General features: G+C 62.8%; 24 protein-coding genes. 11 read left to right on the forward strand and 13 right to left on the reverse strand.

Annotated elements, in window-relative coordinates:
• Positions 1-30 precede the first annotated feature (30 nt).
• Positions 31-1095, forward strand: a complete 1065-nt coding sequence (locus QRN42_RS08415; protein ID WP_284978793.1) for an ATP-dependent DNA ligase — start codon at positions 31-33, stop codon at positions 1093-1095.
• A 20-nt stretch (positions 1096-1115) separates the two neighbouring features.
• Here the strand turns inward: QRN42_RS08415 and QRN42_RS08420 are convergent, their stop codons facing one another.
• From QRN42_RS08420 to ptsP, 4 genes are all read right to left on the reverse strand, one after another.
• On the reverse strand, positions 1116-1376 hold the full coding sequence (locus tag QRN42_RS08420) for a DUF6480 family protein (RefSeq protein ID WP_284974987.1): 261 nt from the start codon (positions 1374-1376) through the stop codon (positions 1116-1118).
• Positions 1377-1498: 122 nt separating this feature from the next.
• Positions 1499-2329, reverse strand: coding sequence for an alpha/beta fold hydrolase (locus QRN42_RS08425; RefSeq protein WP_284978795.1), 831 nt, complete (start codon positions 2327-2329; stop codon positions 1499-1501).
• Positions 2326-2754: a helix-turn-helix domain-containing protein gene (locus QRN42_RS08430; RefSeq protein ID WP_284978796.1), complete on the reverse strand. Its 429-nt coding sequence runs from the start codon at positions 2752-2754 to the stop codon at positions 2326-2328. The genes QRN42_RS08425 and QRN42_RS08430 overlap by 4 nt, the downstream gene beginning before the upstream one ends.
• A 126-nt stretch (positions 2755-2880) precedes the next feature.
• Entirely contained in the window at positions 2881-4581 is a 1701-nt protein-coding gene (gene ptsP, locus QRN42_RS08435) for a phosphoenolpyruvate--protein phosphotransferase (RefSeq protein ID WP_284978797.1), read from the reverse strand.
• A gap of 128 nt (positions 4582-4709) precedes the next feature.
• Between ptsP and QRN42_RS08440 the strand changes: the two genes are divergently transcribed.
• The 3 genes from QRN42_RS08440 to QRN42_RS08450 all read left to right on the forward strand — a co-directional run bounded on the left by QRN42_RS08440 (position 4710) and on the right by QRN42_RS08450 (position 8644).
• A complete protein-coding gene (locus QRN42_RS08440) occupies positions 4710-5432 on the forward strand; it encodes a TetR/AcrR family transcriptional regulator (RefSeq protein ID WP_284978798.1) in 723 nt (240 codons plus the stop codon).
• A 66-nt stretch (positions 5433-5498) separates the two neighbouring features.
• On the forward strand, positions 5499-7496 hold the full coding sequence (locus QRN42_RS08445; RefSeq protein ID WP_284978799.1) for a PTS mannitol transporter subunit IICBA: 1998 nt from the start codon (positions 5499-5501) through the stop codon (positions 7494-7496).
• On the forward strand, positions 7496-8644 hold the full coding sequence (locus QRN42_RS08450) for a mannitol-1-phosphate 5-dehydrogenase (RefSeq protein ID WP_284978800.1): 1149 nt from the start codon (positions 7496-7498) through the stop codon (positions 8642-8644). The genes QRN42_RS08445 and QRN42_RS08450 overlap by 1 nt, the downstream gene beginning before the upstream one ends.
• A gap of 88 nt (positions 8645-8732) precedes the next feature.
• On the opposite strand, the gene QRN42_RS08455 is transcribed toward QRN42_RS08450, so the two are convergent.
• From QRN42_RS08455 to QRN42_RS08470, 4 genes are read right to left on the reverse strand one after another with little or no spacing between them, the layout of a single operon-like run.
• Positions 8733-9494, reverse strand: coding sequence for an ABC transporter permease (locus QRN42_RS08455; RefSeq protein WP_284978801.1), 762 nt, complete (start codon positions 9492-9494; stop codon positions 8733-8735).
• Entirely contained in the window at positions 9491-10300 is an 810-nt protein-coding gene (locus tag QRN42_RS08460; RefSeq protein WP_284978802.1) for an ABC transporter ATP-binding protein, read from the reverse strand. The genes QRN42_RS08455 and QRN42_RS08460 overlap by 4 nt, the downstream gene beginning before the upstream one ends.
• Positions 10297-10662, reverse strand: coding sequence for a DUF1048 domain-containing protein (locus QRN42_RS08465; protein ID WP_284978803.1), 366 nt, complete (start codon positions 10660-10662; stop codon positions 10297-10299). The genes QRN42_RS08460 and QRN42_RS08465 overlap by 4 nt, the downstream gene beginning before the upstream one ends.
• Position 10663: 1 nt before the next feature.
• Entirely contained in the window at positions 10664-10993 is a 330-nt protein-coding gene (locus QRN42_RS08470) for a PadR family transcriptional regulator (RefSeq protein ID WP_284978804.1), read from the reverse strand.
• A 125-nt stretch (positions 10994-11118) separates the two neighbouring features.
• On the opposite strand from QRN42_RS08470, the gene QRN42_RS08475 reads away from it, so the two are divergent.
• Genes QRN42_RS08475 through QRN42_RS08485 form a run of 3 tightly spaced genes read left to right on the forward strand, consistent with a single transcriptional unit; the run spans position 11119 to position 13338 of the window.
• Positions 11119-11601, forward strand: a complete 483-nt coding sequence (locus tag QRN42_RS08475) for a GNAT family N-acetyltransferase (protein ID WP_284978870.1) — start codon at positions 11119-11121, stop codon at positions 11599-11601.
• A 42-nt stretch (positions 11602-11643) separates the two neighbouring features.
• Positions 11644-12087 carry a MarR family winged helix-turn-helix transcriptional regulator gene (locus tag QRN42_RS08480; RefSeq protein ID WP_284978805.1) on the forward strand — a complete coding sequence of 148 codons (444 nt, stop codon included), beginning with the start codon at positions 11644-11646 and terminating at the stop codon, positions 12085-12087.
• A gap of 24 nt (positions 12088-12111) precedes the next feature.
• On the forward strand, positions 12112-13338 hold the full coding sequence (locus tag QRN42_RS08485) for an MFS transporter (RefSeq protein ID WP_284978806.1): 1227 nt from the start codon (positions 12112-12114) through the stop codon (positions 13336-13338).
• Between the two features lie 62 nt (positions 13339-13400).
• Here the strand turns inward: QRN42_RS08485 and QRN42_RS08490 are convergent, their stop codons facing one another.
• Together QRN42_RS08490 and QRN42_RS08495 are read right to left on the reverse strand one after the other, a co-directional pair.
• A complete protein-coding gene (locus tag QRN42_RS08490; protein ID WP_284978807.1) occupies positions 13401-14870 on the reverse strand; it encodes a sugar porter family MFS transporter in 1470 nt (489 codons plus the stop codon).
• Between the two features lie 202 nt (positions 14871-15072).
• Complete coding sequence (locus tag QRN42_RS08495) at positions 15073-16725, reverse strand: MDR family MFS transporter (RefSeq protein ID WP_284978808.1); 1653 nt, start codon at positions 16723-16725, stop codon at positions 15073-15075.
• Positions 16726-16951: 226 nt separating this feature from the next.
• On the opposite strand from QRN42_RS08495, the gene QRN42_RS08500 reads away from it, so the two are divergent.
• The gene (locus QRN42_RS08500; RefSeq protein ID WP_284978809.1) at positions 16952-18250 is read left to right on the forward strand and encodes an MFS transporter; all 1299 of its coding nucleotides are present in this window, start codon (positions 16952-16954) and stop codon (positions 18248-18250) included.
• Positions 18251-18266: 16 nt separating this feature from the next.
• Here the strand turns inward: QRN42_RS08500 and QRN42_RS08505 are convergent, their stop codons facing one another.
• The 3 genes from QRN42_RS08505 to QRN42_RS08515 form a co-directional block, all read right to left on the reverse strand.
• Positions 18267-19511: an FG-GAP repeat domain-containing protein gene (locus tag QRN42_RS08505; RefSeq protein ID WP_284978810.1), complete on the reverse strand. Its 1245-nt coding sequence runs from the start codon at positions 19509-19511 to the stop codon at positions 18267-18269.
• Positions 19512-19693: 182 nt separating this feature from the next.
• Positions 19694-20845 carry an FG-GAP-like repeat-containing protein gene (locus QRN42_RS08510; protein WP_284978811.1) on the reverse strand — a complete coding sequence of 384 codons (1152 nt, stop codon included), beginning with the start codon at positions 20843-20845 and terminating at the stop codon, positions 19694-19696.
• A gap of 51 nt (positions 20846-20896) precedes the next feature.
• Positions 20897-22021, reverse strand: a complete 1125-nt coding sequence (locus tag QRN42_RS08515) for an FG-GAP repeat domain-containing protein (protein WP_284978812.1) — start codon at positions 22019-22021, stop codon at positions 20897-20899.
• Positions 22022-22285: 264 nt separating this feature from the next.
• Here QRN42_RS08515 and QRN42_RS08520 point away from each other — a divergent pair, with 264 nt between their 5' ends.
• The 3 genes from QRN42_RS08520 to QRN42_RS08530 all read left to right on the forward strand — a co-directional run bounded on the left by QRN42_RS08520 (position 22286) and on the right by QRN42_RS08530 (position 24958).
• On the forward strand, positions 22286-22894 hold the full coding sequence (locus QRN42_RS08520; protein ID WP_284978813.1) for a TetR/AcrR family transcriptional regulator: 609 nt from the start codon (positions 22286-22288) through the stop codon (positions 22892-22894).
• A 258-nt stretch (positions 22895-23152) separates the two neighbouring features.
• Positions 23153-24352: an NAD(P)-dependent malic enzyme gene (locus QRN42_RS08525; protein ID WP_284978814.1), complete on the forward strand. Its 1200-nt coding sequence runs from the start codon at positions 23153-23155 to the stop codon at positions 24350-24352.
• Between the two features lie 102 nt (positions 24353-24454).
• On the forward strand, positions 24455-24958 hold the full coding sequence (locus tag QRN42_RS08530) for a DUF456 domain-containing protein (RefSeq protein ID WP_284978815.1): 504 nt from the start codon (positions 24455-24457) through the stop codon (positions 24956-24958).
• Positions 24959-24967: the final 9 nt, after the last annotated feature.

Here is a 24967-nt window from a genome sequence, read left to right on the forward strand (position 1 = left end):
CACTGGGCCAGGGCAGGTAGACATTGACCTATGGACCTGCCCGTGATGCCGCCCGTCTCGCCCATGCTCGCCAAGTCAGTCCCTGACATCCCCGATGTTGGGCACTACGAGCCCAAGTGGGATGGCTTCCGGACCATCGTCTTCAAGGATGGGGACGAGATAGTCCTCGGCAGCCGGAATGAGAAGCCCATGACCCGGTATTTCCCGGAGCTTGTGGCGGCGCTGCAGGGGAACCTTCCGGACAAGTGCGTCATCGACGGCGAGATTGTCCTGATCCAAGGCAACAGGCTTGAATTCGAGGTTCTCCAGCAACGCATCCATCCTGCCGATAGCAGGGTCCGGATGCTGGCGGAGAAGACCCCGGCGTCGATGGTCGCCTTCGACATCCTTGCCCTAGGTGACGAGGACCTGACGGGGCGGCCTTTTTCGGAACGCCGAGCAGTCCTGGAGCAAGCACTCTCCACGGCCGAACCCCCTGTGTACATCACCCCCGCAGTGACCGACTTGGAGAGGGCCAAGGAGTGGTTCGTCCAACTGGAAGGCGCAGGGCTCGACGGCGTGCTGTCCAAACCACTGGACGGCACATATCAACCCAACAAGCGCGTCATGTTCAAGACCAAGCACGTGCGAACCGCGGACTGCGTGGTGGCGGGCTTCCGTTGGCACAAGACGGCAAAGGTCGTCGGGTCCATGCTGCTGGGCCTTTACGACGACGACGGGCGGCTTCACCACGTGGGGGTGGTGGCATCGTTCCCCATGGCCAAACGGGAGAGCCTGGTGGCCGAGTTGGAACCGTACCAAGTGGACCTCGGCGACCATCCGTGGGGTGAGTGGGCCACGCAAGATGAAGCGGCGGGTGGTTCCAGGATGCCCGGGGCCCAGAGCAGGTGGAGCGGCGGCAAGGACTTCTCTTTCGTCCCGCTTCGCCCTGACCTGGTGATCGAAGTGGCGTACGACTATATGGAGGGCGATCGTTTCCGGCACACCACCCAGTTCCGGCGGTGGCGGACGGACCGGACACCCGACAGTTGCACCTACTCGCAGCTGGAGGAACCGGCCGACTACGATCTCGGCAAGATCCTGAAGCTCACGTAGCCCGGGCACGCTGGCGTGCGTTACTCGTCGTGTCCTTGATCCATGCTCATGCTGTCCTCGGCGGGCGGGGTTTCACCTGGCGGGACGCCCCCTCCCGGTTCCAGCCCGGTGATGTTGCCGTTGAGGGGGTCGGGGTTTGCCGAGGCTGCGGGATCATCGTCACGATCCCGGCGCATGTCCGGGTCTTCATGGATGCTGTCCGCTGGGGCCGTGGTGTCCACGGGTCCCTTGGCACCGGTTACGCCGAAGCCTTGTGTTTCTTCCTTCGAGTCCTTGGTCACGAGCAACCCTTTCGTAAGCAAACTTACTATTGCGCTGACATGGCAAGCCTAGCCGGGCAACACGGACCCAACAAGGGCAGGCGGGGTGACCGGCCGGCGTCGTACGCTTCCGGGGCCGCCGCTCAGCGGTGGCGGGCCGTGGCGGAGACGAAGCTGCGAATGGCGTCGGCCACTGCCTTGGGGCGCATATGCTGGGCCACATGTCCGACGCCGGGAATCTCCACCAGGCGCCCTTGGGGGACAGTCCTGGAGAGCCGCAGGCACCACTCCGGCCCGGCCACGTGGTCGCGGCTTCCACGGAGGATCAGCACCGGCACCGTGATCCCGGCCAACCGTGCATGGGTTGGATACTGCATCATGACGGGCAGCTCGGTGAGGTACCAGCGGGGTCCGCAACGCAGGTAATCACTGATGACCAACCAGTTGGAGGACGGGCTCTCGCGCAGCAGGCCATCGAGGCCGAGCGCGACGGACTGGCGCCACAGGTTCTTGTGTTTGGCGTCGACCACCGGGCCCATCAAGACCACCCGATCGGCACGCTCCGGTGCATGCAACGCAGCCTCGATCGCGAACTGCACCCCCATGGAATGGCCCACCAAGATGTAGGACTCGATTCCGCAGGACACCAGGGCCTCGGCAATGAACGCCCCGTAATCTTCCACCTGAAGTCGCCGTCCCGGCTTCGGTGTGCCTGCGAAGCCTGGCAGGTCCAAGGAATAGGTGGGGGAACCCGCGCCAAGGACCGCATGGAGCCGGGCGAGGTACCTGTGCGATACCCCGATGCCGTGGATCAGGATGTAGGCCGGTCCGCTGCTCGCGCTGCCGTGGCTTGAAGTGGGTGTTGGTGGTGTCGCTGTTGCTGGTGCTGCACTTGGAGCGGGGGTTCCGTCAGCCCAGTAGATCCGGCCGGTCAGGCCCAAGGCTTCGACGTCGGCGGAGAGGAGTGCTGTCATGCGTGCTTGGGTCCCGTTTCCTTGGTCCCGGTTTCCGCGGGGGTGGCGGCCTCGGCCTCGGAGCGCTTCTGCTTTTCCAGCCACTCGATGATCGCAGCTTGCCGGATACGACGATGCGTTCCCCTGTATTCCACCGGGATTTCGCCACGATCCGTCATGTTGCGCAGGTAGGTGTGCGAGATGCCGGCCAGTTCCGCAGCTTGGGACGTGGTGAGCATTTCCTCCACGCTGCTGACCGTCACCGTTTCACCCCGGCCAAGCCGTGCCAAGAGGTCCAGGACGGCGTCCCTCGCGTCACCGGGCAGGCGGTGGACAGTGCCGTCCACGAACACCGTGACGTCGTTGCTGTCCTGGAGGGAACGCGCGAGATTCCTGGCGTCGTCGGCGGGAAGGCCTGCCGTGACGCGGGGAGCTATCAATGCCATGGCAGAAGCCTAGCGTGTGGCGTCCAACGGGTGCGGACGTGCCCAATTCGATGGCCCGCTGCGGGCAGTGCCGTTCGCACGGCATGCTCCGCAGCGAAGCATCGAAACGGGCAGGCGGCCGGACTGTTAAAGCCCGAGCTCGTCCAGCACGGGGAGCTTTGCGCGCACCCAATCGCGGGCTTCGATGGCGCTGGGGGCCGAGAGCGCCAAGCGGGCGAGCTCTTGGGCCTGTTCCAGCGTGACCGTCTTCAACACCGTCCCCACCGCTGCTAGCGAGCGCGCCGTCATGGACAGCGTGGTGACACCCAGCCCGGTAAGCACGACGGCGAGTGCCGGGTCCGCTGCCGCCTCGCCACAGACTCCTACCGGTTTGTTGTCGCCTTCCCGGCCGGATCCTTCGAGCGTCGAACCTTCCACGGTGAGCTGCACCAGGCGGAGAACTGCCGGCTGCCAGGGCGTGTTGAGCTCGGCGAGGGGCCCGAGTTGGCGGTCGGCGGCCATGGCGTACTGGGTGAGGTCGTTGGTGCCCAGGGAGGCGAACTCTACTTCGCGCAAAACCGCGGCGGACGTGAGGGCGGCAGAGGGAACTTCCACCATGACGCCCGGGGTCTGGATTCCGGCGGCAGCGCACAATGAAGCAAAGCGACCTGCTTCGGCGGCGGTGGAGATCATCGGGGCCATGACCCACACATCTGCCTCGGACTCGGAGGCAGCCCGGGCGATCGCCTCAAGTTGGCGCTCCAAGACGCCCGGGGTGGTGAAGTCGGTGCGGTAGCCACGAACGCCCAGGGCAGGGTTGGGCTCGCTGGCGTCGGTGAGGAAGGGCAGCGGCTTGTCAGCCCCGGCATCCAAGGTGCGGAGGACAACTTTCTTGCCGGGGAAGGCGTCAAACACGGCCTTGTACGCCGCTGCTTGTTCATCGACGGATGGCTCGGTGTCGCGCTCCAGGAAGCAGAATTCGGTGCGGAACAGGCCCACACCCTGCGCCCCGAGGCCTGCTGCTGCCACAGCATCCTTGGCTCCGCCCACGTTGGCGAGGAGCGGCACCAAGTGGCCGTCCGCCGTCGTGCCATTGCCGTCAAATGCCGCCAGGGTGGCGGAGGTTTCCGCCCAGGCTGTGGCCGCAGCCCGATGCTCACCCGAAGGCGACTCTGCGACAAATCCAGCCGCGCCGTCGACGTACACCTCTGTGCCGTCGGCGATGGCGTCGACACCCTGAGCCGCGACTACCGCGGGCAACCCCAACGAGCGGGCAATGATTGCCGTGTGCGACTGGGGTCCGCCGCCGGATGTCACCAGTGCCAGGACCACTGCGGGATCCAGCGTCGCGGTGTCTGCCGGTGCCAGGTCTTCAGCGACCAGGATGAAAGGTGTGTCAGAGGAGGGGATGCCGGGCGCGGGGACGCCACGGAGTTCGGCCACGATGCGGGCGCGGACGTCCAGCACATCGGTAGCGCGCTCGGCCATGTAGCCGCCCAGATTGTGCAGCATTTCGGAGACCGAGGCGCCGGCCTCCCAGATGGCCCGCTCTGCGGAGGAACCGGCATTGATCAGCTTCGCGGCAGATTTCAGGAGCATGGTGTCCTTGGCCATCAGGGCCGTGGCTTCCAGCACCGCTTTGCCGTCCCCCGAGGCGGAGTCCGCGCGCCGCTTGAGTTCGTCATGCACGGACTGCGCGGCGGCCTTCAGGCCTGCGACGGCGTCTTCCGGGCTGGTGTTCGCGGCCAGGCGCTCGCCCGACGCCGGTTCGCTCACCGGCTTTGGCATCTGGCGGACGGAACCAATGATGCGGCCAGGGCTGACCCCGACGCCTTGGAAATTCTGCACTGAATCCTCTGTTCCTGCTTGTTGGTTCAACCCGCCGACGACGGCATTGGGAGCCTACGGGATTAGCTTACAAAATACTCTTGTGAGCCACTTCATATAGCAACGCTATAGGTGTTAGGGTAGCGGTTATGAGTTTCGATGACCAGCTTCCGCCGAAAATTCGGTTGCTTCGTGCAGCTGCCGAATTGCTGGCGAATTCGGAGGGGTCAGCGGTCTCAACGCGCCAGATCACCAAGCTCGCCGGAGTCACGGCCCCTACGCTCTACCACCACTTTGGCGACAAAGAAGGTCTTTTTGACGCCGTCGTTTCCGCCGGTTTCGAAGAATACGTGGCGGGGGAACGGGATTTTGCGCCGTCCGGGGAGCCCCTGGAGGACGTCCGGCGGATGTGGGATAACCACGTCCAGTTCGGGCTCACCCAGCCCCATCTATATCTGGTGATGTTCGGCAATATCCGGCCGGAAAGCCGCCCGGCAATCGTGGCCGATGCTGAGGCGCTCCTGGAGGAGATGCTGAACAAGGCGGCCATCGCAGGCCAGATCAATGTGCCGCCCCGCGAAGCGGCACGCAGCATTTTGGCGGCCAACGTGGGTGTCACGCTCATGTTGATCGCCGAACCGGTAGAGGACCGGAATCTCGAGCTCTCAACGATGACCCGGGATTCCATGATCTTTGCCGTCTCCACGGACACCGCCCCTGGCGCCGCAACGGACGACTCAGGCAAGTCATCGGTAGTTGTTGCGGCAATCGCACTGAATGCGGCATTGCAGGCCTCGCATTCGGACCAGCTTTCCAGTTCTGAATTAAAGCTCTTCCTTGAGTGGCTCCACCGTATTTCCAGCAGCTCCTAAGGCTGTTATCTCTCGATCTATATCGACTGACCCCGCGCCGCAGCGGGACACACGTTAGGAATTCACATGGCAACAGAGACCGTTGCGAAGCCCCGCACCAGCGTGCGCGTTGGCGTCCAAAAGTTCGGAACATTCCTTTCCGGCATGATCATGCCCAACATCGGCGCGTTCATTGCCTGGGGCCTTATCACGGCCCTGTTCATCGAAAAGGGGTGGATACCCGTAGCCGCCCTGGGTGGCTTCGGTACTAACGCCGATGGTGCCCCTAACGTGGGCCTCGTCGGGCCCATGGTGACGTACCTCCTCCCGCTGCTGATTGCTTACACGGGCGGCCGGATGGTCTACGACGTCCGCGGCGGCGTGGTGGGTGCCATCGCGACGATGGGCGTCATCGCGGGAACCAGCTCCCCGATGTTTATCGGTGCCATGATCATGGGACCACTGGGTGGTTGGACCATCAAGCAGCTCGACCGCTTGTGGGACGGCAAGATCCGTCCCGGCTTTGAGATGCTGGTGAATAACTTCTCCGCTGGAATCTGGGGCGCCGCGCTGGCCCTCGGCGGCTTCTATGGTCTGTCAGCTGTTGTGAAGTTGTTCACCACCGTAGCTGGAAACGTGGTCCAGTTCCTCGTGGATAACGGCTTGCTGCCGCTGACATCCATTTTCATTGAGCCCGCCAAAGTACTCTTCCTCAACAACGCCATCAACCACGGCGTCCTGACGCCGCTGGGCATCCAACAGTCCCTGGATCACGGCAAGTCCATCCTGTTCCTGCTCGAAGCCAACCCCGGCCCGGGCCTTGGCATCTTGCTGGCGTACATGTTCTTCGGCCGTGGTGCTGCCAAGGCGTCGGCTCCCGGCGCGGCGCTCATCCACTTCCTCGGTGGGATCCACGAGATCTACTTCCCGTACGTGTTGATGAAGCCGATCCTGATCCTGGCCGCCATTGGCGGCGGCATGACCGGTATCGCCACCTTGGCCATCACCAACTCAGGCCTCGTGGCACCGGCTGCACCAGGTTCCATCATCGCCGTCCTCGCCCAGACCTCGCGTGACAGTTATGTCGGCGTCATCCTGGCGGTCATCCTCGCCGCCACGGTTTCCTTCCTGATCGCGTCGGTGATCCTGCGCACCTCCAAAGACAAGGGCGACGACGACCTGACGGCAGCCACGTCCCGCATGGAAGCCATGAAGGGCAAGAAGAGCTCGGTTTCCTCGGCACTGGTTGGTGAGCGGGCCGCGGGCCGTGATGGCAACGTCCTCACCCGCCCCGTCCAGAACATCGTGTTCGCTTGCGATGCCGGCATGGGTTCGAGCGCCATGGGTGCATCGGTCCTGCGCAACAAGATCAAGGCCGCCGGCTTCCCGGAGGTCAAGGTGACCAATTCCGCGATTGCCAACTTGAGCGATACTTACGACGTCGTGGTTACTCACCAAGACCTGACCGAACGGGCCCAGCCGAGGACCTCCAGTGCCATGCACTTCTCGGTGGACAACTTCATGAACAGCCCTAGGTACGACGAGATTGTGGATCTGGTGCGCACCAGCAATTCCGAGGACGCAGGAGCCACGGCTCCGGCCGAACCCGCCAATCAGGGAGCGCATGCCGCGGAACCGGCTGGCGTCGAAGGCAAGGACATCCTGCTCAGGGACAGCGTGGTGCTTCTCGGGTCCGCCCGGGACCGAGACGCGGCCATCGACGAAGTCGGCCGACTCCTCCTTGACCGTGGTGCCGTGGACATGAGCTACGTCCACGCCATGCACGAACGCGAGGAATCCGTATCCACCTACATGGGTAGCTTCCTTGCCATCCCGCACGGCACCAACGATGCCAAAGAGCACATCAAGCACTCGGCCGTTTCCATCATCCGTTACCCCGAGGGTATCGATTGGGGAGGCAAGCAGGTGAAGTTCGTGGTCGGCGTCGCCGGTATCAACAACGAACACCTCCACATCCTGTCCTCCATTGCCAAGATCTTCACCAACAAAGCCCAGGTGGCCCAGTTGGAAGAAGCCACCACCGTGGATGAAGTCCTGGAACTGTTCGGAAAGGTCAACGCATAGTGAAGGCAGTCCATTTTGGGGCAGGAAACATCGGCCGCGGCTTCGTGGGGCTGCTGCTTCACGAGGCCGGCTATGAGGTGGTTTTCGCTGACGTCGCTGATGCGCTGATCGGCCAGTTGGCCTCGGCTGCAAGTTATGACGTCCACGAGGTCGGCGAAAATCCTGCCGTCAAAACCGTGGAAGGGTTCCGTGCCCTGAACTCGGCAACGCAGGAGGCTGCGGTCGTGGAGGAAATCTCGACGGCGGATGTGGTCACCACTGCGGTGGGCCCGCACATCCTGAAGTTCGTGGCTCCGGTCATCGCCCGCGGCTTGGCTGCCCGTTCCACATCGTTGCCTCCCCTGCAGGTGATGGCGTGCGAGAACGCGATCAACGCCACGGATCTTCTTCGCACCGAGGTCAGGGCTGCGTGGGATGATTCGGCAGGCGACCTGGACGGTGTGGCCGTGTTCGCCAACACCGCCGTGGACCGAATCGTTCCCAACCAAGCTCCGGGCCAAGGCCTGGACGTCACGGTGGAGACGTTTTACGAGTGGGTCATCGATCGCACGCCCTTCGGGGACAATGCACCGGTGATTCCGGGAGCGACGTTCGTGGACGAGCTCGGCCCGTACATCGAACGCAAGCTCTTCACGGTCAACACCGGCCATGCGTCCGCGGCTTACTTCGGCTACCAGGCGGGCCTGGAGAAAATTTCGGACGCCATGGCCGATGCCTCCGTGGCCGCCAAAGTTCGGGCGGTACTGGAAGAAACCAAGGAGCTCCTGGTTGCCAAGCACAGTTTCGCCGAGGCGGAGCAGGAAGCGTATGTTCAGAAGATCCTGTCCCGCTTCAGCAACCCTTACCTGCCGGATACCGTGATCCGGGTAGGCCGGGCACCCCTGCGGAAGCTGGGACGCCACGAGCGCTTCGTCGGGCCTGCGGCGGAGTTGGCCGAACGTGGCGTCACTCCTGTGGCGTTGCTCGCGGCAATGTCTGCGGCGCTGCGCTTTGATGATGCCTCTGATGTCGAGGCGGTGGAGCTGGGCAAGTTGCTTTCCGAGCTGGAGCCGGGTGCCGCCGTCGAACGCTTGACGGAACTGAAGCCGGAGCACCCGCTGTTCCCGGCGGTGAAGAAGCTCATAGAGGACCGCCAAGCCGAAGTGTAGGCGTCCGGTACTTGTGTTTCGTGAAGCTCCCCGGCGGGGAAGCGAGTGCGCTCGCTGGCCTCCGTCGGGGAGTTTTTTCAGCTCAGCCTTAGGCCATTTTGCGGCGGTACGCGGCATTGGCGAACGCGTAGGCGATGACGAGGATGCCCAAACACCAAGCGAGGGCGATCCAGAGATCGCTTCCCACCGGACGCTGGGCAAACAGGTCCTGGATGGAGTTCACGATCGAGGTAACGGGTTGGTTCTCGGCGAACCAGCGGACCGGTCCTGGCATGGTCTTGGTAGGCACGAAAGCAGAGCTCACGAACGGCAGGAAGATCAGGGGATAGGAGAAGGCGCTGGCACCTTCGATGGTGCTGGCACCGAGTCCCGCGATCACGGCCACCCAGGTCAGGGCGAGCGTAAACAAGACCAGGATGCCTCCCACAGAGAGCCACGCCAAGGGACCGGCCGAAGTGCGGAAGCCCATCATTAGGCCCACCAGCACGATGATCACCACCGAGAGGAGGTTGGCGATCACGGAAGTGAGCACATGGGCCCACAGGACCGAGGAGCGGGAGATGGGCATGGAATGGAACCGCTCGAAGATACCGCTTTTCAAATCCATGAAGAGCCTGAAGGCGGTGTAGGCGATGCCGGAAGCGATCGCGATGAGCATGATGCCGGGCAGCAGGTAATTCACGTAGTTGTCCGTGCCTGCTTTGATGGCTCCGCCGAGTACGTATACGAACAGCAGCATGATCGCGATCGGGGTGATCGCAGTGGTGATGATGGTGTCCGCGCTGCGGAAGATATGCCGCAACGAGCGCCCCAGCAGCACTGAGGTGTCGGAGAAGAAGTGAGTGCTCATGACATGTCCTCCACAGATTCCCGGCTTCCCACTGACGCCCTATCGCCCACTGACGCCCTGTTGCCGACGAGCGCCAGGAAGATGTCCTCCAGGCTCGGCTGCTTCTCGACGTATTCGATTTTGGCCGGCGGTAACAGCCCTTTCAGTTCGGCGAGGGTGCCGTTCGCGATGATGCGCCCCGAGTGAAGGATGGCGATCCTGTCCGCGAGTTGCTCCGCTTCATCGAGATACTGGGTGGTGAGCAGGACCGTGGTCCCTTGGTTGGCCAGCTTCTTGACGATTTTCCAGACCTCGAGGCGGGCTTCCGGATCCAATCCGGTGGTGGGCTCGTCGAGGAAGATTACCTTCGGGTCGCCGATGAGGCTCATGGCGATGTCCAACCGCCGTCGCATCCCGCCCGAGTACGTGGCCACCCTGCGGGACCCCGCATCCACCAAATCGAACTGGGACAGCAGGTCCTCGGCAACGTGGCCGGGGTTCCTTACGTGCCGCAGCCTAGCCACGAGGACCAGGTTCTCCTTGCCGGTCAGGATTTCATCCACAGCCGCGAATTGCCCCGTCAGGCTGATGGACTCCCGTACCTGCCTGGCTTCGCCCACGACGTCGAAACCCTCGACGGCGGCCGAACCGGCATCGGCTTTCAGCAGCGTGGACAAGATCTTCACGATCGTCGTCTTGCCGGTGCCGTTGGAGCCGAGGAGGGCGAAGATAGTGCCGGAGGCCACCTCGAAGTCGACGCCGCGGAGCACATGTAGATCTTTGTACGACTTCTCCAAACCGCGCACGTGGATAGCCGTTGTGGTCATGACTCAGCCTCTTTCGCCTTGTCGACTGCTTCAGTGAGGCGGGCCTTCTCCTTATCAATCCAGCGTTTGCCGCCGTAGGCCTGAGCGAAGCTCTCGGCAAACTCGACGGGATCTTCGCCCACGATCTCGCTGACGGGTGTGCCGTCGACGGCGGCGCGTTCCCAGAGATCCGCGAGATCCGAGAACATCTGCACCATAGTGTCGCCCTCGGTGACACCGGCGTAGTACATGAGGTAGCGGTTGAACGCCGTAGCCACGGAGAGGTAAGGCTGGGGGAGGGCTTCCATCCGGGCCTTGGCTTGCTTGTACTGCTTTTTCTGTTCGAGCGAGCCGGTCACCAGCTCGATCCACTTTGCCGCCATGTCAGTTTCCTTCCCTGCGGAGCTGTTCAAGCCGTTCGGACAAGAAGCTCCAGGTGTTCCAAAATTCGTTGAGTTCTTTTTCACCCCGGGCGTTGAGCGTGTACACCTTGCGGGGCGGCCCCTTTTCGGATGGTCGCTTCTCCACGTCCACCAGGCCCTTTTGCTCGATCCTGACCAGCAGCGCGTACACGGTGCCCTCAGCGATCTCGGTGAAACCCTGTGCCCGGAGCGAGGTGGTGATCTCGTACCCATAGGCGGGGTTTCCGGTCAAGAGAGCTAAAACGATGCCCTCCAGTGTGCCCTTGAGCATCTCGGTCATTTGCTTGCCCATCGGACACCTCCTTGCTACTCAGTAGTGCTAGCTACCACTACATAGTAAAACTAGGTAGCACTACTTAGCAATACTGATAACCCGAAAGGTGCCATGCTGTCAGGGTGACCACCAACTCTTCGGACATGCCCTCCTTCCTGGCTGTCGACGTCGGCTCCGGCATCTTCAGCCTCCGGCGCGCCGTGCGGGCGGACCTGCCACGCATCCTCCAGTTGCTTGCCGATGACCAGCTAGGCGCGGCCCGCGAAAACGTCGATGACTTGGAGCCCTATGAGCGGGCGTTTGAGGCGATCGACGCCGATCCCGCCCACATCCTGATCGTCGGCGAGCTCGGGGGTCAGGTGGTCGCGACATTCCAGCTCAGCTATCTCCCGGGCCTCTCGCGCGGAGGATCCTGGCGCGCGCAGATCGAGGCGGTCCGGGTGGCTGAGGCGTTGCGGGGCCGGGGTGCGGGGGCCCTCATGATTGGATGGGCCGTCGATCAGGCCCGCCAGCGGGGCTGCACGCTGGTCCAGCTCACCACCGATAAGTCGCGGGTTGGGGCGCATCGGTTCTACGAGCGGCTCGGTTTCGAGGCGAGCCATGAAGGTATGAAGCTCACACTCTGAAGGCTTGACTGTTAGGGGTCCTAACTATTAGGCTACCTAAGTATGAACGGTAATTTTGATCCTCGTCTTCTGGAACTCGCCAAGGGCTTCCGTGAAGCCCTCCGGCTAGGCGTGTATATGTTCCGCCGACTGGACCCCGAGGGCGAACTTACTGCCGCGCAACTCAGCCTGTTATCGATGATTTACGACGGCGGCCTCCGTGTGGGGGACATTGCCAAGAACCTGGGCATCAGGGTCCCAAGCGCCACTGAACAGATCATCAAGCTCGAACGTGCCGGACTGGTCGGCAGACAGCCGGATGCGGATGATTCCCGCGCGGTCCGGGTGGTCATCAGCGGCGCCGGGAGTGCCGCCGTCGACTCCGCCAACCAGCGCCGTAACGCCATGGTCGCCGGGCTGTTGCAAGACCTAAGCACCGAGGAAATCGAACAGCTCGAAGCTGCGCTGCCCGTCATCAGCAAACTCAACAGCGCCTTCCAAAACTAGATGCAAACCGACAAGGAGCCTTTCATGTCACGCCAGCTGGCTGACGCCTCAGCAAGCGCCGGATCCACCCTTGAGGCCGAGAAAGCCTCGTTCCTTAAGCAGCCCAAGGCGGTGTGGGCAACTGCCCTTGCGGCCGTCTTCGCGTTCATGGGCATTGGCCTTGTGGACCCGATCCTCCCGGCCATCGCCAAGAACCTCCAGGCTTCCACCAGCCAGGTCTCGCTCCTGTTTACCAGCTACTTCCTGGTCACTGCTGTGGCCATGCTGATCAGTGGCTTCGTCTCCTCGCGGATCGGAGGCAAGAAGACGCTGCTGATCGGCCTGGTGATCATCGTGGTGTTCGCGTCCTTGTCCGGTTTGTCCGGCAGCGTCGGGCAACTGGTGGGCTTCCGCGCCGGCTGGGGCCTCGGCAACGCCCTGTTCGTAGCAACGGCCCTGGCCGTAATTGTCGGAGTGGCCAGCGGTGGTACGGGAACCGCGATCATTCTCTACGAGGCCGCCCTTGGCTTGGGCATTTCACTCGGCCCGCTGCTGGGCGCGCTGTTGGGTGGGTGGCAGTGGCGTGCACCGTTTTTTGGAACCGCTGCTTTGATGGCTGCGGCCTTCATCGCGCTCCTCGCGTTGCTCCCCAAAACTCCCGCACCCGCTACCAAATCGCGTCTGCGTGACCCGCTCCTTGCCCTCGGCCACAAGGGCCTGCGTACCACCGCCGCCAGTGCCTTGTTCTACAACTACGGCTTCTTCACCATCTTGGCATTCACGCCCTTCATCCTGGGCATGGACGCCTACGGCATCGGGGGAGTGTTCTTCGGTTGGGGCGTGGCCGTTGCTGTGTTCTCGGTGTTTGTGGCTCCTGCGCTCCAAAAGCGCTTCGGGGCGGTCAAAGTCCTGACGGGAACGCTTGCGGTGCTCATGCTGGACCTGATCGGGCTGGGCCTGGCAGCGGGGCACTCGGTGCCCGCCGTCGTCGTGCTCGTCGTTGCGGCCGGCGCCCTGCTGGGGATCAACAACACGATCTTCACTGAATTGGCCATGGGTGTCTCGGATTCACCCCGCCCCATTGCCTCCGCCGGTTACAACTTCGTGCGCTGGATGGGTGGCGCGCTGGCCCCGTTCATGGCGGCGCAGCTGGGCGAGCACTTCGGCCCGCAGGTGCCGTTCTTCGCTGGCGCAGTTGCCATGGTGGTCGCGATCCTTATCGCCTTCGGGGGCCGGAGCTACCTGAAGTCGCACGAGCCGCATCTCGTGTAAACCCCCACCAAGTAGCGGCAGAGCGCGTTGTGAGATCCATCTCGCAGCGCGCTCTGCGCTTTCTAGTGTTGGTCGCCGGTGGTAGTCGGCAAGGGTGGGACGTTACGGCCTTTAGGGACGAACAATGTCTCGGCTTGTTCCAATGACATGCCGTTCGTTTCGGGGACCTTGAACATCACAAAGAAGAACGACGCCGCTGCAAACGCGGCGTACATGGCGTACGTGAGGGGCAGCGAACCCGCTGCCATCACGGGGAAGCTGAGTGTGACGGCGAAGTTGGCGATCCATTGGGCCGCAGCCGCCAAGCCCAAAGCGCGGGCGCGGATGCGCGAGGGGAAAATCTCGCCAAGAAGCACCCAAACGAGCGGGCCCCAAGACGCACCAAAGCTCACTACGAACACGTTTGCCGCAATCAGGGCCGCCGGGCCCCAACCGCCGGGCAGGCTGATGTTGGCTCCCGAACCGGTTGCTGATGAAAATGCCAAAGCCATCACGCCAAGGGAAAGAGCCATGCCGATGGATCCCGTGAGCAGGATGGGCCTGCGGCCCACGCGGTCCACCAGGGCGATGGCCACGAGCGTCACCAGGATGTTGGTGATCGATGTGGCAACAGAGATCGTTAACGAGTCCTTCTCATGGAAGCCCACGGCTTTCCACAATGTAGTGGAGTAGTAGAAGATGACGTTGATCCCAACGAACTGCTGCAGGACGGACAGGATGATGCCGATCCATACCACCGGTTGCAGGCCGAACCGCTTGCCCCGCAGGGAGCCTTTCCTGCTGGAGAGCTTGTCTTCTTGAATGGACTCACGGATTTCCCGGATGTGGCGCTCTATGTCGTCACCGGGAATGAGGCGCTCGAAAACCTCCCGAGCGTTGTCCTCCTTGCCGTTGAGGACGAGGAAGTGCGGGGATTCCGGAAGGCGGAAGGCGATCAAGCCGTAGACCGCGGCGGGCACAGCGCAAGCGATGAACATCCACCGCCAGGCCTCAATACCCAACCAAAACTCTGACCCTGCCCCACCTGCGGAGTTGGACAGAACGGCGTCGGACAGCAGTGCCGCGAAGATGCCTGTGGTGATGGCGAGCTGCTGGAGCGAGGCCAGTCGCCCACGGACGTGGCGCGGGGAAATCTCGGAGATGTAAGCGGGGGCGATCACAGACGCGAGCCCGATGCCTAAGCCGCCCACCAACCTCCAGAAGATGAGGTCCCACACGCCGAAGGAAAGCCCGGTGCCCACCGCGCTCACCAAGAAGAGGACCGCGCCAAGCTTCATGGCGGGGATGCGACCGTAGCGGTCTGCCACCCGACCGGCCGTGTACGCGCCAACTGCGCAGCCGAGCAAAGCGACGGCAACAGCAAAACCTGTCACAGCCTCGCCAAGGGCGAACTGGGCTTTCATGGCATCCACGGCCCCATTGACCACGGAGGAATCGAAGCCAAAAAGGAAGCCGCCCACTGCACCGGCGACCGCCAAGCCAATCACTTTCCGGGAAACGTGGGCAGTGGCTTCGGTACTGGATGTGGACATGGGACTCCCTACGGCTGGTCTTGTGGAAGCGGCTGCGGGACGTCATTGGCTGTTCCGGCTGGGATGCCGGCGCACTCGCGCTACACAGTGTGGCATGGAGTACCACCAACTGCCAGTCACACGGAACCAACGAAGAAGCGGCAGGCGGCCCGTAGGCCGCCTGCCGCTTTGTTCAGGGGAGAAAAACCCTTTGTGCGATTCCCTAGTGGGCCGGGACCGAGTCCTTGGCAGCAGCCTTCGGGTCCGTGAGCTTCTTGTTGGGCAACGCGAAGCTGATCAGGAATGCGACGATCATCAGGCCGGCAGCGGTGAGCATGACGACGTCGATCGACTGGGCAAAGCCCTCTGTGATCGGCCGGGTGAGCGTGCTGTTTGCCGAGTGCAGCCAGCTCGTGTCGTTCAAGGAATCGTTGCTGGCACCGTTCTTGAAGAAAGCAAACAGCTTCGCGTTGGCCGGATCCGCCGCGACTGCCGGATCATGCATGACAGCCAGGTAGTCCGGGCTGGCTACTGCAGTCTTCATGCCGTTGGCGATCTTGTCCGCAGCCGTGCTGAACAGCATGGAAATGAACACTGCCGTGCCTACTGCTCCGCCCATGGACCGGAAGAACGCGGCCGTGGACGTGCCTACTCCCATGTCCTTCGGCGGCACGGAGACCTGCATTGCGAGGGTGAGCGGCTGCATGCAGAAGCCAAGGCCCACACCAAAGAAGACGGCGATCAGCCCAGGAACCCAGAGGCCTGTATCTACTCCGAGGACAAAGCCCATGACGCCGGCTGCACTTGCCAGTATCGCGGTGCCCAAGATCGGGAAGACCCTGTAAACGCCCGAAGAGGAGATGGTCCGTCCGGCAGTGATGGAGCCGAACAGGATTCCGACAGTAAACGTGATCATCATCAGGCCTGCCTGGGTGGGGGTAAGCCCCTTAACCAGTTGCAAGTACATGGGCAGCATGGCGATAGCGCCGAACATGCCCACGCCGATGATGAAGTTCAACAGGGACGACAACCCGAAGGTCACGTTCTTGAAGAGGCGCAACGGGATCAATGCGTAGTCGCCCGCACCGCGTTCGATCAGCAGGAACGCCACAATGCCTACGACGCCGAGTCCGTAGCAAAGCCATGAACCACCCGAGGACCAGCCCCAAGTGCGGCCCTGTTCGGCGACCAGGAGGAGGGGGACGATGGCCAAGGTGATGGCAGCCGCGCCCCAGTAGTCGATCTTTTGCTTGACGTGCCGGGCAGGCAGATGGAGGTGGAGGAAGACCACCACGAGTGCCGCCAAGCCGATGGGCAGGTTGATGAAGAAGACCCAGCGCCAGCCATCGAAGCCCAGGATATTGGAAGCCCCAGCGAAGGCACCGCCAATCACAGGGCCCAGAACGGAGGAGACACCGAAGACAGACATGAAGTAGCCCTGGTACTTTGCCCGGTCCTTCAGCGCGACGATGTCGCCGATGATGGTCAGGGCCAGAGCCAGCAGGCCACCGGCGCCAAGGCCTTGGATACCGCGGGCCACGGCCAGTTCGGTCATGGAGTGGACCGAGCCGGCGTAGAGGGAGCCGGCAAGGAAAATCACGATGGCCGTGAGGTACAGCGGGCGTCGTCCGAAGATGTCGCTGAGCTTGCCGTACAGCGGGGTGCTGACGGTCGAGGTGATGAGGTACGCCGTGGTGGCCCACGCCTGGAGGGACAATCCGTCAAGGTCGTTGGCGATGGTGTAAATGGACGTGGACACGATGGTCTGGTCCAGGGATGACAGGAACATGCCGAGCATGAGTCCTACCATGACGGTAAGCGTCTGACGATGGGTCAGCACTTCACCAGCGGCCCTGACGGGCGTGGATTTGGACATATCTACTCCAAGGTGGCAGGGAGGGGAATAAGCACGATAGTTGCTTTCAGTAACTATCCTAATGCCAGTTTGATTCCCGGAAGTACTTAATTCTTTTTCACAAGCTTTACGACGCCGGAGGAAGGTCGCCGAAGAGGGCGCACTGAATGGGGCGCACTGCCGCACCGCTAGGCTGGGTGCAGTCATTGAATGGTTCGGGATCGTCGAACATAGGGGGAAACCAGCAATGAGCCAGTCCGACGTGCCGGAACCACATCCGGTCGAGCCCGGTCATGGTCCGGCTTCGGCGCTCCTGGAACCAGTAGAAAAAGTCCGGGCGGTGTGGATCACCGGCGTCGTCCTGGTGAATCTGGGCATCAACGCGGCGTTCTTTGGGCCGTTGCAAGTGCTCCTGGGCCAGCAGGCTGCCCACTTCGACGAGGGGCAGAAGGAAGCGATCCTGGCCTTGGTCACCGGCTGCGGTGCAGTAGTTTCCTTGGTGGCAAACCCGTTGTTCGGGGCTTTCAGCGACCGGACCGCTTCCCGCTTTGGCCGCCGGGTTCCGTGGGTCGTTGTCGGCGCCATTCTGGGAGCGACGGCGCTCGTTGCGCTGGCAGGCGCTCCGAACGTGGCCGTCATGACGGTTCTGTGGTGCCTGGTCCAGGCAGGAGCCAATGCCATGTACGCGGCCATCACGGCCGCTGTGCCGGACCGCGTCCCTGTGCCTCAGCGCGGAACCGTGGGAGGTCTGGCCGCCATGGGACAGACCGTCGGCATCCTGCTCGGCGCGGTGATTGCCGCCGTCGTTGCTGGAAATTTCGCCGTAGGTTACTGGCTCTGCGCCGCTGCCTTGCTGGCCGGCGTCGTTCTGTATCTTTTCAAAAACGACGATCCCCAACTCCCCGTGACTGCGCACCCTCCCTTTAGGCTTGGGGCGTTCGCCAAAGGGTTCTGGATATCCCCGGCCCGCTACCCGGACTTTGGCTGGGCATGGATGACCCGACTGCTGGTGAGCACCGGAAACCACATGATCACGCTGTACCTGCTCTTTTTCCTCATCGATGCCGTGCACCTGCGGGAAACAGAGAACATTGATCCCGCGTTCGGTGTTCTTATCCTCACGGGGCTCTATGCCATCACGGTGATCATCACCAGCGTGCTGGGGGGACGGCTGAGCGACAGGATGGGGAAGCGGAAACCGCTGGTGATAGCGTCATCCGTCATCATCGCCGTCGCCTCCCTCATCTTGGCGTTTGCGCCCACGTGGGCTGGCGGACTGACCGGCGCGGTGGTCCTGGGGATCGGCTTCGGTGCCTACCTCGCCGTGGATTTCGCGCTCATCACCCAGGTCCTTCCGACGGCGGCGGACCGCGCCCGCGACCTGGGCGTCATCAATATCGCCAACTCGCTGCCACAGGTGATCGCCCCGCTCATTGCCTTCCCGTTCGTCACCTACTGGGGCGGCTATGTCTCCCTGTACATAGCCGCCGCGGTCATAGGCCTGTTGGGGGCGGTGTTCGTGGTGAAGATCAAGAGCGTGGACTAGGCCTGTAGGGATAGGCCTAGAAGACGCCGGTGAAGGCGCCCCAGCCCCAGCCGACTACTGGGGAGCCCTTCCACCGGTAGCCGTAGATTCCGGCGCTCAAAAATCCACTCGTGTCCCCGAGGTACATCGTTAACCTGCCGCTGGAGTCAATTCCCCAGACGTCCGGATCGCCGTCGCCGTTAAAGTCTCCGGCCACGCCGAAGCGGGAGACGGATTCCCAGCCCCAACCTATGTTTCCGGCGTAGCTGCCTGGCATGCCGTAATCCTCGAACCAGCCATTGCGGTGTCCCGTGTGGGCTCCGATGTTTCCGGCAGTGTCGCGGCCAAGAACAACCAGATCCGCGTTGCTGAAGAAATGGCCTGCACCGACGGCGGAGAGACCGTTCCAACCTTGGCCGATTTTCTGGGGTGCGAGCCAGCCACCGTGGCCATTGCCCGGGTAGAGGAATATGTTTCCGGCATAATCCTTGGCGATGATGTCATTGGTGTCATCTCCGTTGAAGTCGCCGGGTGCTATCAGGTCCGTAAACCCCTGCCAGCCCTGCCCGATCTGGAAGGCTTGCTTCCACCCACCCGAACCATTTCCTTGGTAGAGGAAGAGCCGGCCTTGGTTGTCGCGCGCCATAACATCGACGGTGCCGTCGCCGTCGAAGTCACCGGGAGAAACGAGCAAGTTGAAAGCGTTCCAGCCCCAACCGATGACTTGGGTAGGTTGCCAGTTACCGTGACCGTCGGTGGGGTACAGCAGCAACCTGCCCGAGGAATCGCGCGCGAAGATGTCCATGGTGCCATCTCCATTGAAGCCCCGTTCGCGGGCGGTTGCAGCGATCCTCAAGGGGTTGGCTGCTTGGACCGTGGTCTGTGACGCGGAGTCGTAAGTAACCGTGAGGTTACCGGCCACCACGTGCCCCAGATCATATGCAGTCGGCCGATAGCTCTGGCCAGTCACTCCCGGCATGACGGCTCCGTCGCGGGTCCACGAATACGAGATCGACGGGGTTCCACCTGCCGGAGAGACGTAAGCCCTGGTCAGGGACACATCGACCGTCAGGAGTCCTCCCACGCTTGCGTCACCCCGTAGTTGAGGTGCGGAGTTGATGAAGACATACCGGGAAGCGGCAGCCCCGCCCGTGCCAGCCTGCGCCGGCAACACGGTACCCAGGAGTGTCGTGGGTGCGAAGGTGGTGGCGTCGGCAGTCGCAGGAGATGCGGCGCTGAGACCCGCCACCAAGACGATGCTCGCCATCAAAGTGGCAAGCATGCAGCGGACACGGCGAGGTGAAGTGCTCTCCAAGGATTCCCCCAAGTCAGGTCGGCCAGAATGGCCGGCGAGTATAAATGACTTGAGAGTACAGCTAAGGAATCGAAATCTGGGTATTACCTGAGAATATTTCCACCCCGGAGCGTCCTACGCTCCGAAAACAACCGGAATCGGGTGCGGAACTAGAAGATCCCGTTGAATCCGCCCCAGCCCCAGCCGATCGCCGCGGATCCGTTCCAACCGCCGTCGCCGTCCCCGTAGTAAGCGAGCAACTGGCCGGAACCGTCCACTGCGTAGACGTCCACGTTCCCATTTCCATCGATATCACCGGCCGCGCCAATGGTGGACATGCCACCCCAGCCTTGGCCGATGACGCTCATGCCGCCCCAGCCACCGGAACCATTGCCACGGTAGAGGCGCAGGCTGCCGGACGTGTCCCTGCCGAGGATATCTACGGTGTTGTCACCGTTGAAGTCGCCCGGAGTGGCCACTTGATTGACCACATTCCATCCCGTGCCCACGACCGAACGGGTGAGCCACCCGCCGTGTCCGTCGCCCGGGTAGAGGTAGAGCACGCCGTTGGCATCACGGGCCAGGACGTCGTTGTTGCCGTCGCCGTCAAAGTCGCCCGGTGAAACGATCGACGTGAAGCTGTTCCATCCACTGCCTACCTGACGGCCGGCCTGGAAACCGCCGTTGCCGGTTCCCGGGTAGAGGAACAAGCGGCCCGCCGCATCGCGGGCCAGGATGTCATTGGTACCGTCGCCGTTGAAGTCGCCGGGGGAGAGAATGGTGTTGAATCCGTTCCAGCCGGGTCCGATGGTGCGGGGAGACTCCCAGTTGCCGCCCACCCGTGCGTACATCAGCAGGGTGCCGTCTTGGCGTCGGGCCAGCAATTCGAACGCACCCCGGCCAGTGAAACCGTTGGCCCGGTTGGAGGCCGAGATAGGTGCGGTTTCTGCGCTGGCGACCTCGACGGGGTCGCAACGGTTCGGGCTGGCCACGAGGTGGGCGACAATTGTTGCTCCTTGGTCATCCTCCGTGACGACGTAGTTCGGCCACTGCCGGGAAACGGTGACGCCGTCGCGTGTCCAGTAGATGCTGTAGTCCGGCCCGGCAGCAGCGCCGCAGCCACTGAAGGAGCCCTGTTCGATTTCAACGGTCAGCTTGGAACCGACGAAGGGGGAGCCATGAATCACCGGAGGTTCCGGGTTCATCGTCGCCACTGCGGGAGCGGCGGAAGATGCGACGGCGGTTACAACGGCAGCCATTATGGCAGCGGCAGTTCCCAATACGCGCCGCACGCCGGACGTCGGGCGTGATGAAGTAAACATGGTGTCCTCCCCAGACTTTGTGCGATTAATGGTACCGCGGCTGGGATTTTGCTAAAAGATTGCTGTGAATCCACCCCATCCGTTGCCCACGACCTCAGAGCCTTTCCAGCCCGTACGGCCGTCGCTGTAGTAGCTCACCAAGCGGCCTTGGGCGTCAACGCCATAGACGTCCGCAAAGCCGTCGCCGTTGAAGTCACCGGCTGCCCCGAGGAACTTCAGCGCACCCCATCCGGTACCGATCAACCAGGACCGGGTCCAGCTGCCGGCACCATTGCCGCCGTAAAAGTACAGATATCCATTTCGGTCACGCGCCAGGACATCGACCTTTCCGTCCCCGTTGAAGTCTCCCGGAGTCAGGATGGCGTCCATGACATCCCAACCGGTTCCGACGACGGTGCGCGTCAACCAGCCCCCGGCACCATTGCCGGGGTACAGGTAGAGGGTGCCGTCCTTTCCGCGGGCGAGGACGTCGTTGGACCCATCCCCGTTGAAGTCGCCGGGACTCACGATGGAGTCGAAAACGTCCCACCCTGTGCCGATGACTTGCGCCGGTTTCCATCCGCCCGTTCCGTCTCCGGGATACAGGTAGAGGACTCCCGAAGCGTCGCGTGCGATCAGGTCGCTCTTCCCGTCGCCGTTGAAATCACCGGGCGAGAACACAAGGTTGAAACCGTTCCACCCCCATCCCACGGTGCGCGGGGCGTCCCACGCTTTGCCGGTCCGGCCGAACAGGGAGAGGGTGCCGTCAGTTCCGCGGGCCAAGAGTTCGAAGGTCCGCCCGGTGAAGCCGCTCGCCCGGTTAGCTGCTCCGACAGGGCTGGTTTCGGCGCTGTTGATCGTTTCGGCGCTGCACGCTGTTCTGCTGGCAGACACGTGGGCAGCCATGCGGGAGCCTGCGTCACCGGGCCGGAGGACATACGTGCGGCCGGTTTCACCCGCCACCAGGAACCCGTCACGCGTCCAGTAAATGGTGAAATCCGGTCCTGTTCCGCCGCCGCAGCCGTAGAAGGTGTAGGGGCCGATCACGGTGCCCAGCGTCTGGCCCACGATCGCGGTACCGGTGACCACGGGATCGGGACCGCTGGGCGCCGCCGACGCCGGCAATGGGCTGATTGCCATGGCAGTGACGACCGCTGCGAGAAGCGCGACTGCCATCCGGCGTCGAAGTGTTCCCATGCTGTTCCTCCTGTGTGTATCCAACCAGCCAGGGATAAACCCGGAATGGCTCCCTAGGGGGTGGCGTGGTTGGGGTCGAGTCTTCATGAAGTGTATGTGGGGCACGAAGCGATCGCGGGCAGCGGCATGGCCAATGGCCGGACCGACCTGGCTGCTCTCAGGAAACGGTCACTTTGCTCCCGTATCATGGATGCGATCGGCCAGCCCTGTCCATTGGGACCGAGCACGCCGCTTCCTTGTCAGCTTGCCAAAAGATCGCCGGAAATGACCGCACCGAACTCACTGGAACCGTACTCCCTTGATCTGACCACGGGCTTGCCCCGCATGGCTGCCGCGCCCACCACGCCGCGACAGCAATTGCGCTATGCCCGCATCTTGAAGACCGCGGCGGGATTTGCCCAACGTCAATTCGACACGTTAAGCCTCTCCGATGTCGCTTCACGGGCGGACGTTCCGCTTGGCACGCTGTACCGCTACTTTCCCTCCACTGCCCACCTGATGCTGGCCGTGTACCGGCAACAACTGCGCGAACTGCGGGACGGGTTGCGCAAGCGAGTGGGTAAGGGCCATGACCTTGCCGGTGTGATGATGGAGATCTTCCACCTAAGGGTCATGCAACCCGGTGTTGAACATTGTTTGATCCGCCCCGCAGGCAGGGACGAGGACACTACCCAGTTGCTCCGGGAGATCGACGCACTGTCCGTCGAAGCGGTTGGCTCCCTGAGTAAGGACACCGCGAACGACGCCGTCCGGGCTCGGATTCTGCTACATCTGGTCAGCGGTTTGGTCCAGGCTGTCCGCTGCCGCCGGCTTTCGCTGTTCGAAGCCGAGAAGGACCTGAAGAGGGCCTGCACGCTGCTTACCGCCAGCTAGCGCCGGGGCTCGCAACTAACGAAACCTGCATGAAGCACGTCACACTAACCGATGGTTAATCGTTTTACTCTCGAATCATCTCTGTTGGTATTGAATCTTGTCCCCGTTGCAACTCCTTAGGCTGGAGACACCGAAGCGGCTAGCAGCCCCCTTATCTGCAGAAGCAACGCCGGGCCAGTCACCCTTGGCCCGCTACCGCAGTTCTGTTCCTGCCCGAATCATGCCGTGGGTCCACGGCTAGCCTGAGGAGACAAAGACGTGTCCATCGAGACAATTGCAACTGATAATGACGCCCTGGTACTGAGCGAAGAAGAGATTTTTGCAGCCCACGAAGGCGGCAAGCTCAGTATTTCCAGCACCGTTCCGCTGAATAACAAGCGTGACCTTTCCATTGCGTACACCCCCGGTGTGGCCCAAGTCAGCCGCGCCATCCACGCCAACCCCGAACTTGCCCGCACACACACCTGGGCAGAGCGCCTTGTTGTGGTGGTCAGCGATGGCACCGCCGTTTTGGGCCTTGGCAACATCGGCCCCAGCGCTTCCCTGCCAGTCATGGAAGGCAAGTCCGCGCTGTTCAAGTCTTTTGGCGACCTGGACTCCATCCCGTTGGTGCTCAACACCACCGACGTCGACGAGATCATCGAGACTTTGGTACGACTCCGCCCGAGCTTCGGTGCGGTAAACCTCGAGGACATCTCCGCACCCCGCTGCTTTGAACTCGAAGAGCGGCTCATTGAAGCACTCGACTGCCCCGTCATGCATGATGACCAGCACGGCACCGCCGTCGTGGTTCTTGCAGCCCTGACCAACGCCGCCAAGGTGACCAAGCGCGAGCTGGCCGGCTTGAAGGTTGTTGTTTCCGGCGCAGGTGCCGCAGGCATCGCCATCGCAGAAATCATGCTTGCTGTTGGAATCAAGGACGTCATCTTGCTCGACTCCAAGGGCGTGGTCAACGCCGAGCGCGCAGACCTCGTTGCCGATCCGCACAGTGTGAAGGCCCGGATGGCCCAGCGCACCAACCCCCGCGGCGTGAGCGGTGGCCCTGGGGAAGGCCTCACGGGGGCCGACGTCTTCGTAGGCGTTTCCTCCTCGAAGGTCGACGAAGCGCACCTGAAGCTGATGAACGATCAGTCGATCGTGTTCGCCCTGTCCAACCCGGACCCGGAAGTTCTTCCCGAGGTCGCGCAGAAGTACGCAGCCGTGGTTGCCACGGGCCGGAGTGACTTCCCGAACCAGATCAACAATGTCCTCGCCTTCCCCGGCATTTTCCGCGGCGCGTTGGACGCTGGCGCCCGCCGTATTACCCAGGCCATGAAGATCGCTGCCGCCAACGCCATCGCTGAGCTGGCTGCCGAGGAGTTGTCCGCAAATTACATCGTGCCCAGCCCGCTGGATGCCCGCGTGGCACCCGCCGTCACCGCTGCGGTCGCCGCAGCCGCCTCGGCGGCGGACGCCTAACGCTACAAGCAAGACCGACGACGGCGACGCCCCCGCTGGGGAGCGTCGCCGTTTGTCCTGCTGAAGAACAGAGCCAGCCTTTCCCGACCGTAGACTGGGCCCATGAATGCCGAACTCGCGGTGACGATCTTGTGCGGCCTGGCCATTGCGGTGGGCGTGGCCGGAGTCATCATCCCTGTCCTGCCAGGCAGCATGCTCATCGGTGCGAGCCTGCTGGCTTGGGCCATCTGGGGCGGTGCCGGCCCACTAGGCTGGATTGTCTTCGCAGTCGGCATGGTGTTTGTGGTTGCCGGGATGGCTTCAAGCGCTGTCTTAACTGGTCGCAGGCTCAAGCAGCACGGCGTTCCCAACAGGTCGGTGCTGATCGGTGTTGCGCTGGCGGTCGTGGGGATGTTCGTGATTCCGGTGCTGGGCCTCTTCATTGGTTTCGCCCTTGGTTTGTTGCTCAGCGAAGTCCAACGCACCCGTGACTTCCGGGCTGCGCTCCGGTCGAGCGGTGCGGCGCTGAAGGCCACCGGCGTCGGAATACTGGTGGAGTTTGGCCTTGCCTGCGCCGCGGCGAGTACGTGGATCATCGGTGTGTGGATCCACGCCGTGACCGGCTAAAGCCCGGAT

It is taken from the genome of Arthrobacter sp. fls2-241-R2A-200, assembly GCF_030209745.1.
Classification (GTDB): domain Bacteria; phylum Actinomycetota; class Actinomycetes; order Actinomycetales; family Micrococcaceae; genus Arthrobacter.

Excerpts from the sequence above, each read along its gene's own strand:
- QRN42_RS08415 (WP_284978793.1), top strand. The coding sequence starts at position 31 with ATGGACCTGCCCGTGATGCCGCCCGTCTCGCCCATGCTCGCCAAGTCA.
- QRN42_RS08425 (WP_284978795.1), bottom strand. The coding sequence starts at position 2,329 with ATGACAGCACTCCTCTCCGCCGACGTCGAAGCCTTGGGCCTGACCGGC.
- QRN42_RS08430 (WP_284978796.1), bottom strand. The coding sequence starts at position 2,754 with ATGGCATTGATAGCTCCCCGCGTCACGGCAGGCCTTCCCGCCGACGAC.
- QRN42_RS08440 (WP_284978798.1), top strand. The coding sequence starts at position 4,710 with ATGAGTTTCGATGACCAGCTTCCGCCGAAAATTCGGTTGCTTCGTGCA.
- QRN42_RS08445 (WP_284978799.1), top strand. The coding sequence starts at position 5,499 with ATGGCAACAGAGACCGTTGCGAAGCCCCGCACCAGCGTGCGCGTTGGC.
- QRN42_RS08455 (WP_284978801.1), bottom strand. The coding sequence starts at position 9,494 with ATGAGCACTCACTTCTTCTCCGACACCTCAGTGCTGCTGGGGCGCTCG.
- QRN42_RS08460 (WP_284978802.1), bottom strand. The coding sequence starts at position 10,300 with ATGACCACAACGGCTATCCACGTGCGCGGTTTGGAGAAGTCGTACAAA.
- QRN42_RS08465 (WP_284978803.1), bottom strand. The coding sequence starts at position 10,662 with ATGGCGGCAAAGTGGATCGAGCTGGTGACCGGCTCGCTCGAACAGAAA.
- QRN42_RS08470 (WP_284978804.1), bottom strand. The coding sequence starts at position 10,993 with ATGGGCAAGCAAATGACCGAGATGCTCAAGGGCACACTGGAGGGCATC.
- QRN42_RS08475 (WP_284978870.1), top strand. The coding sequence starts at position 11,119 with ATGCCCTCCTTCCTGGCTGTCGACGTCGGCTCCGGCATCTTCAGCCTC.
- QRN42_RS08480 (WP_284978805.1), top strand. The coding sequence starts at position 11,644 with ATGAACGGTAATTTTGATCCTCGTCTTCTGGAACTCGCCAAGGGCTTC.
- QRN42_RS08485 (WP_284978806.1), top strand. The coding sequence starts at position 12,112 with ATGTCACGCCAGCTGGCTGACGCCTCAGCAAGCGCCGGATCCACCCTT.
- QRN42_RS08490 (WP_284978807.1), bottom strand. The coding sequence starts at position 14,870 with ATGTCCACATCCAGTACCGAAGCCACTGCCCACGTTTCCCGGAAAGTG.
- QRN42_RS08495 (WP_284978808.1), bottom strand. The coding sequence starts at position 16,725 with ATGTCCAAATCCACGCCCGTCAGGGCCGCTGGTGAAGTGCTGACCCAT.
- QRN42_RS08500 (WP_284978809.1), top strand. The coding sequence starts at position 16,952 with ATGAGCCAGTCCGACGTGCCGGAACCACATCCGGTCGAGCCCGGTCAT.
- QRN42_RS08505 (WP_284978810.1), bottom strand. The coding sequence starts at position 19,511 with ATGCTTGCCACTTTGATGGCGAGCATCGTCTTGGTGGCGGGTCTCAGC.
- QRN42_RS08510 (WP_284978811.1), bottom strand. The coding sequence starts at position 20,845 with ATGTTTACTTCATCACGCCCGACGTCCGGCGTGCGGCGCGTATTGGGA.
- QRN42_RS08515 (WP_284978812.1), bottom strand. The coding sequence starts at position 22,021 with ATGGGAACACTTCGACGCCGGATGGCAGTCGCGCTTCTCGCAGCGGTC.
- QRN42_RS08520 (WP_284978813.1), top strand. The coding sequence starts at position 22,286 with ATGACCGCACCGAACTCACTGGAACCGTACTCCCTTGATCTGACCACG.
- QRN42_RS08530 (WP_284978815.1), top strand. The coding sequence starts at position 24,455 with ATGAATGCCGAACTCGCGGTGACGATCTTGTGCGGCCTGGCCATTGCG.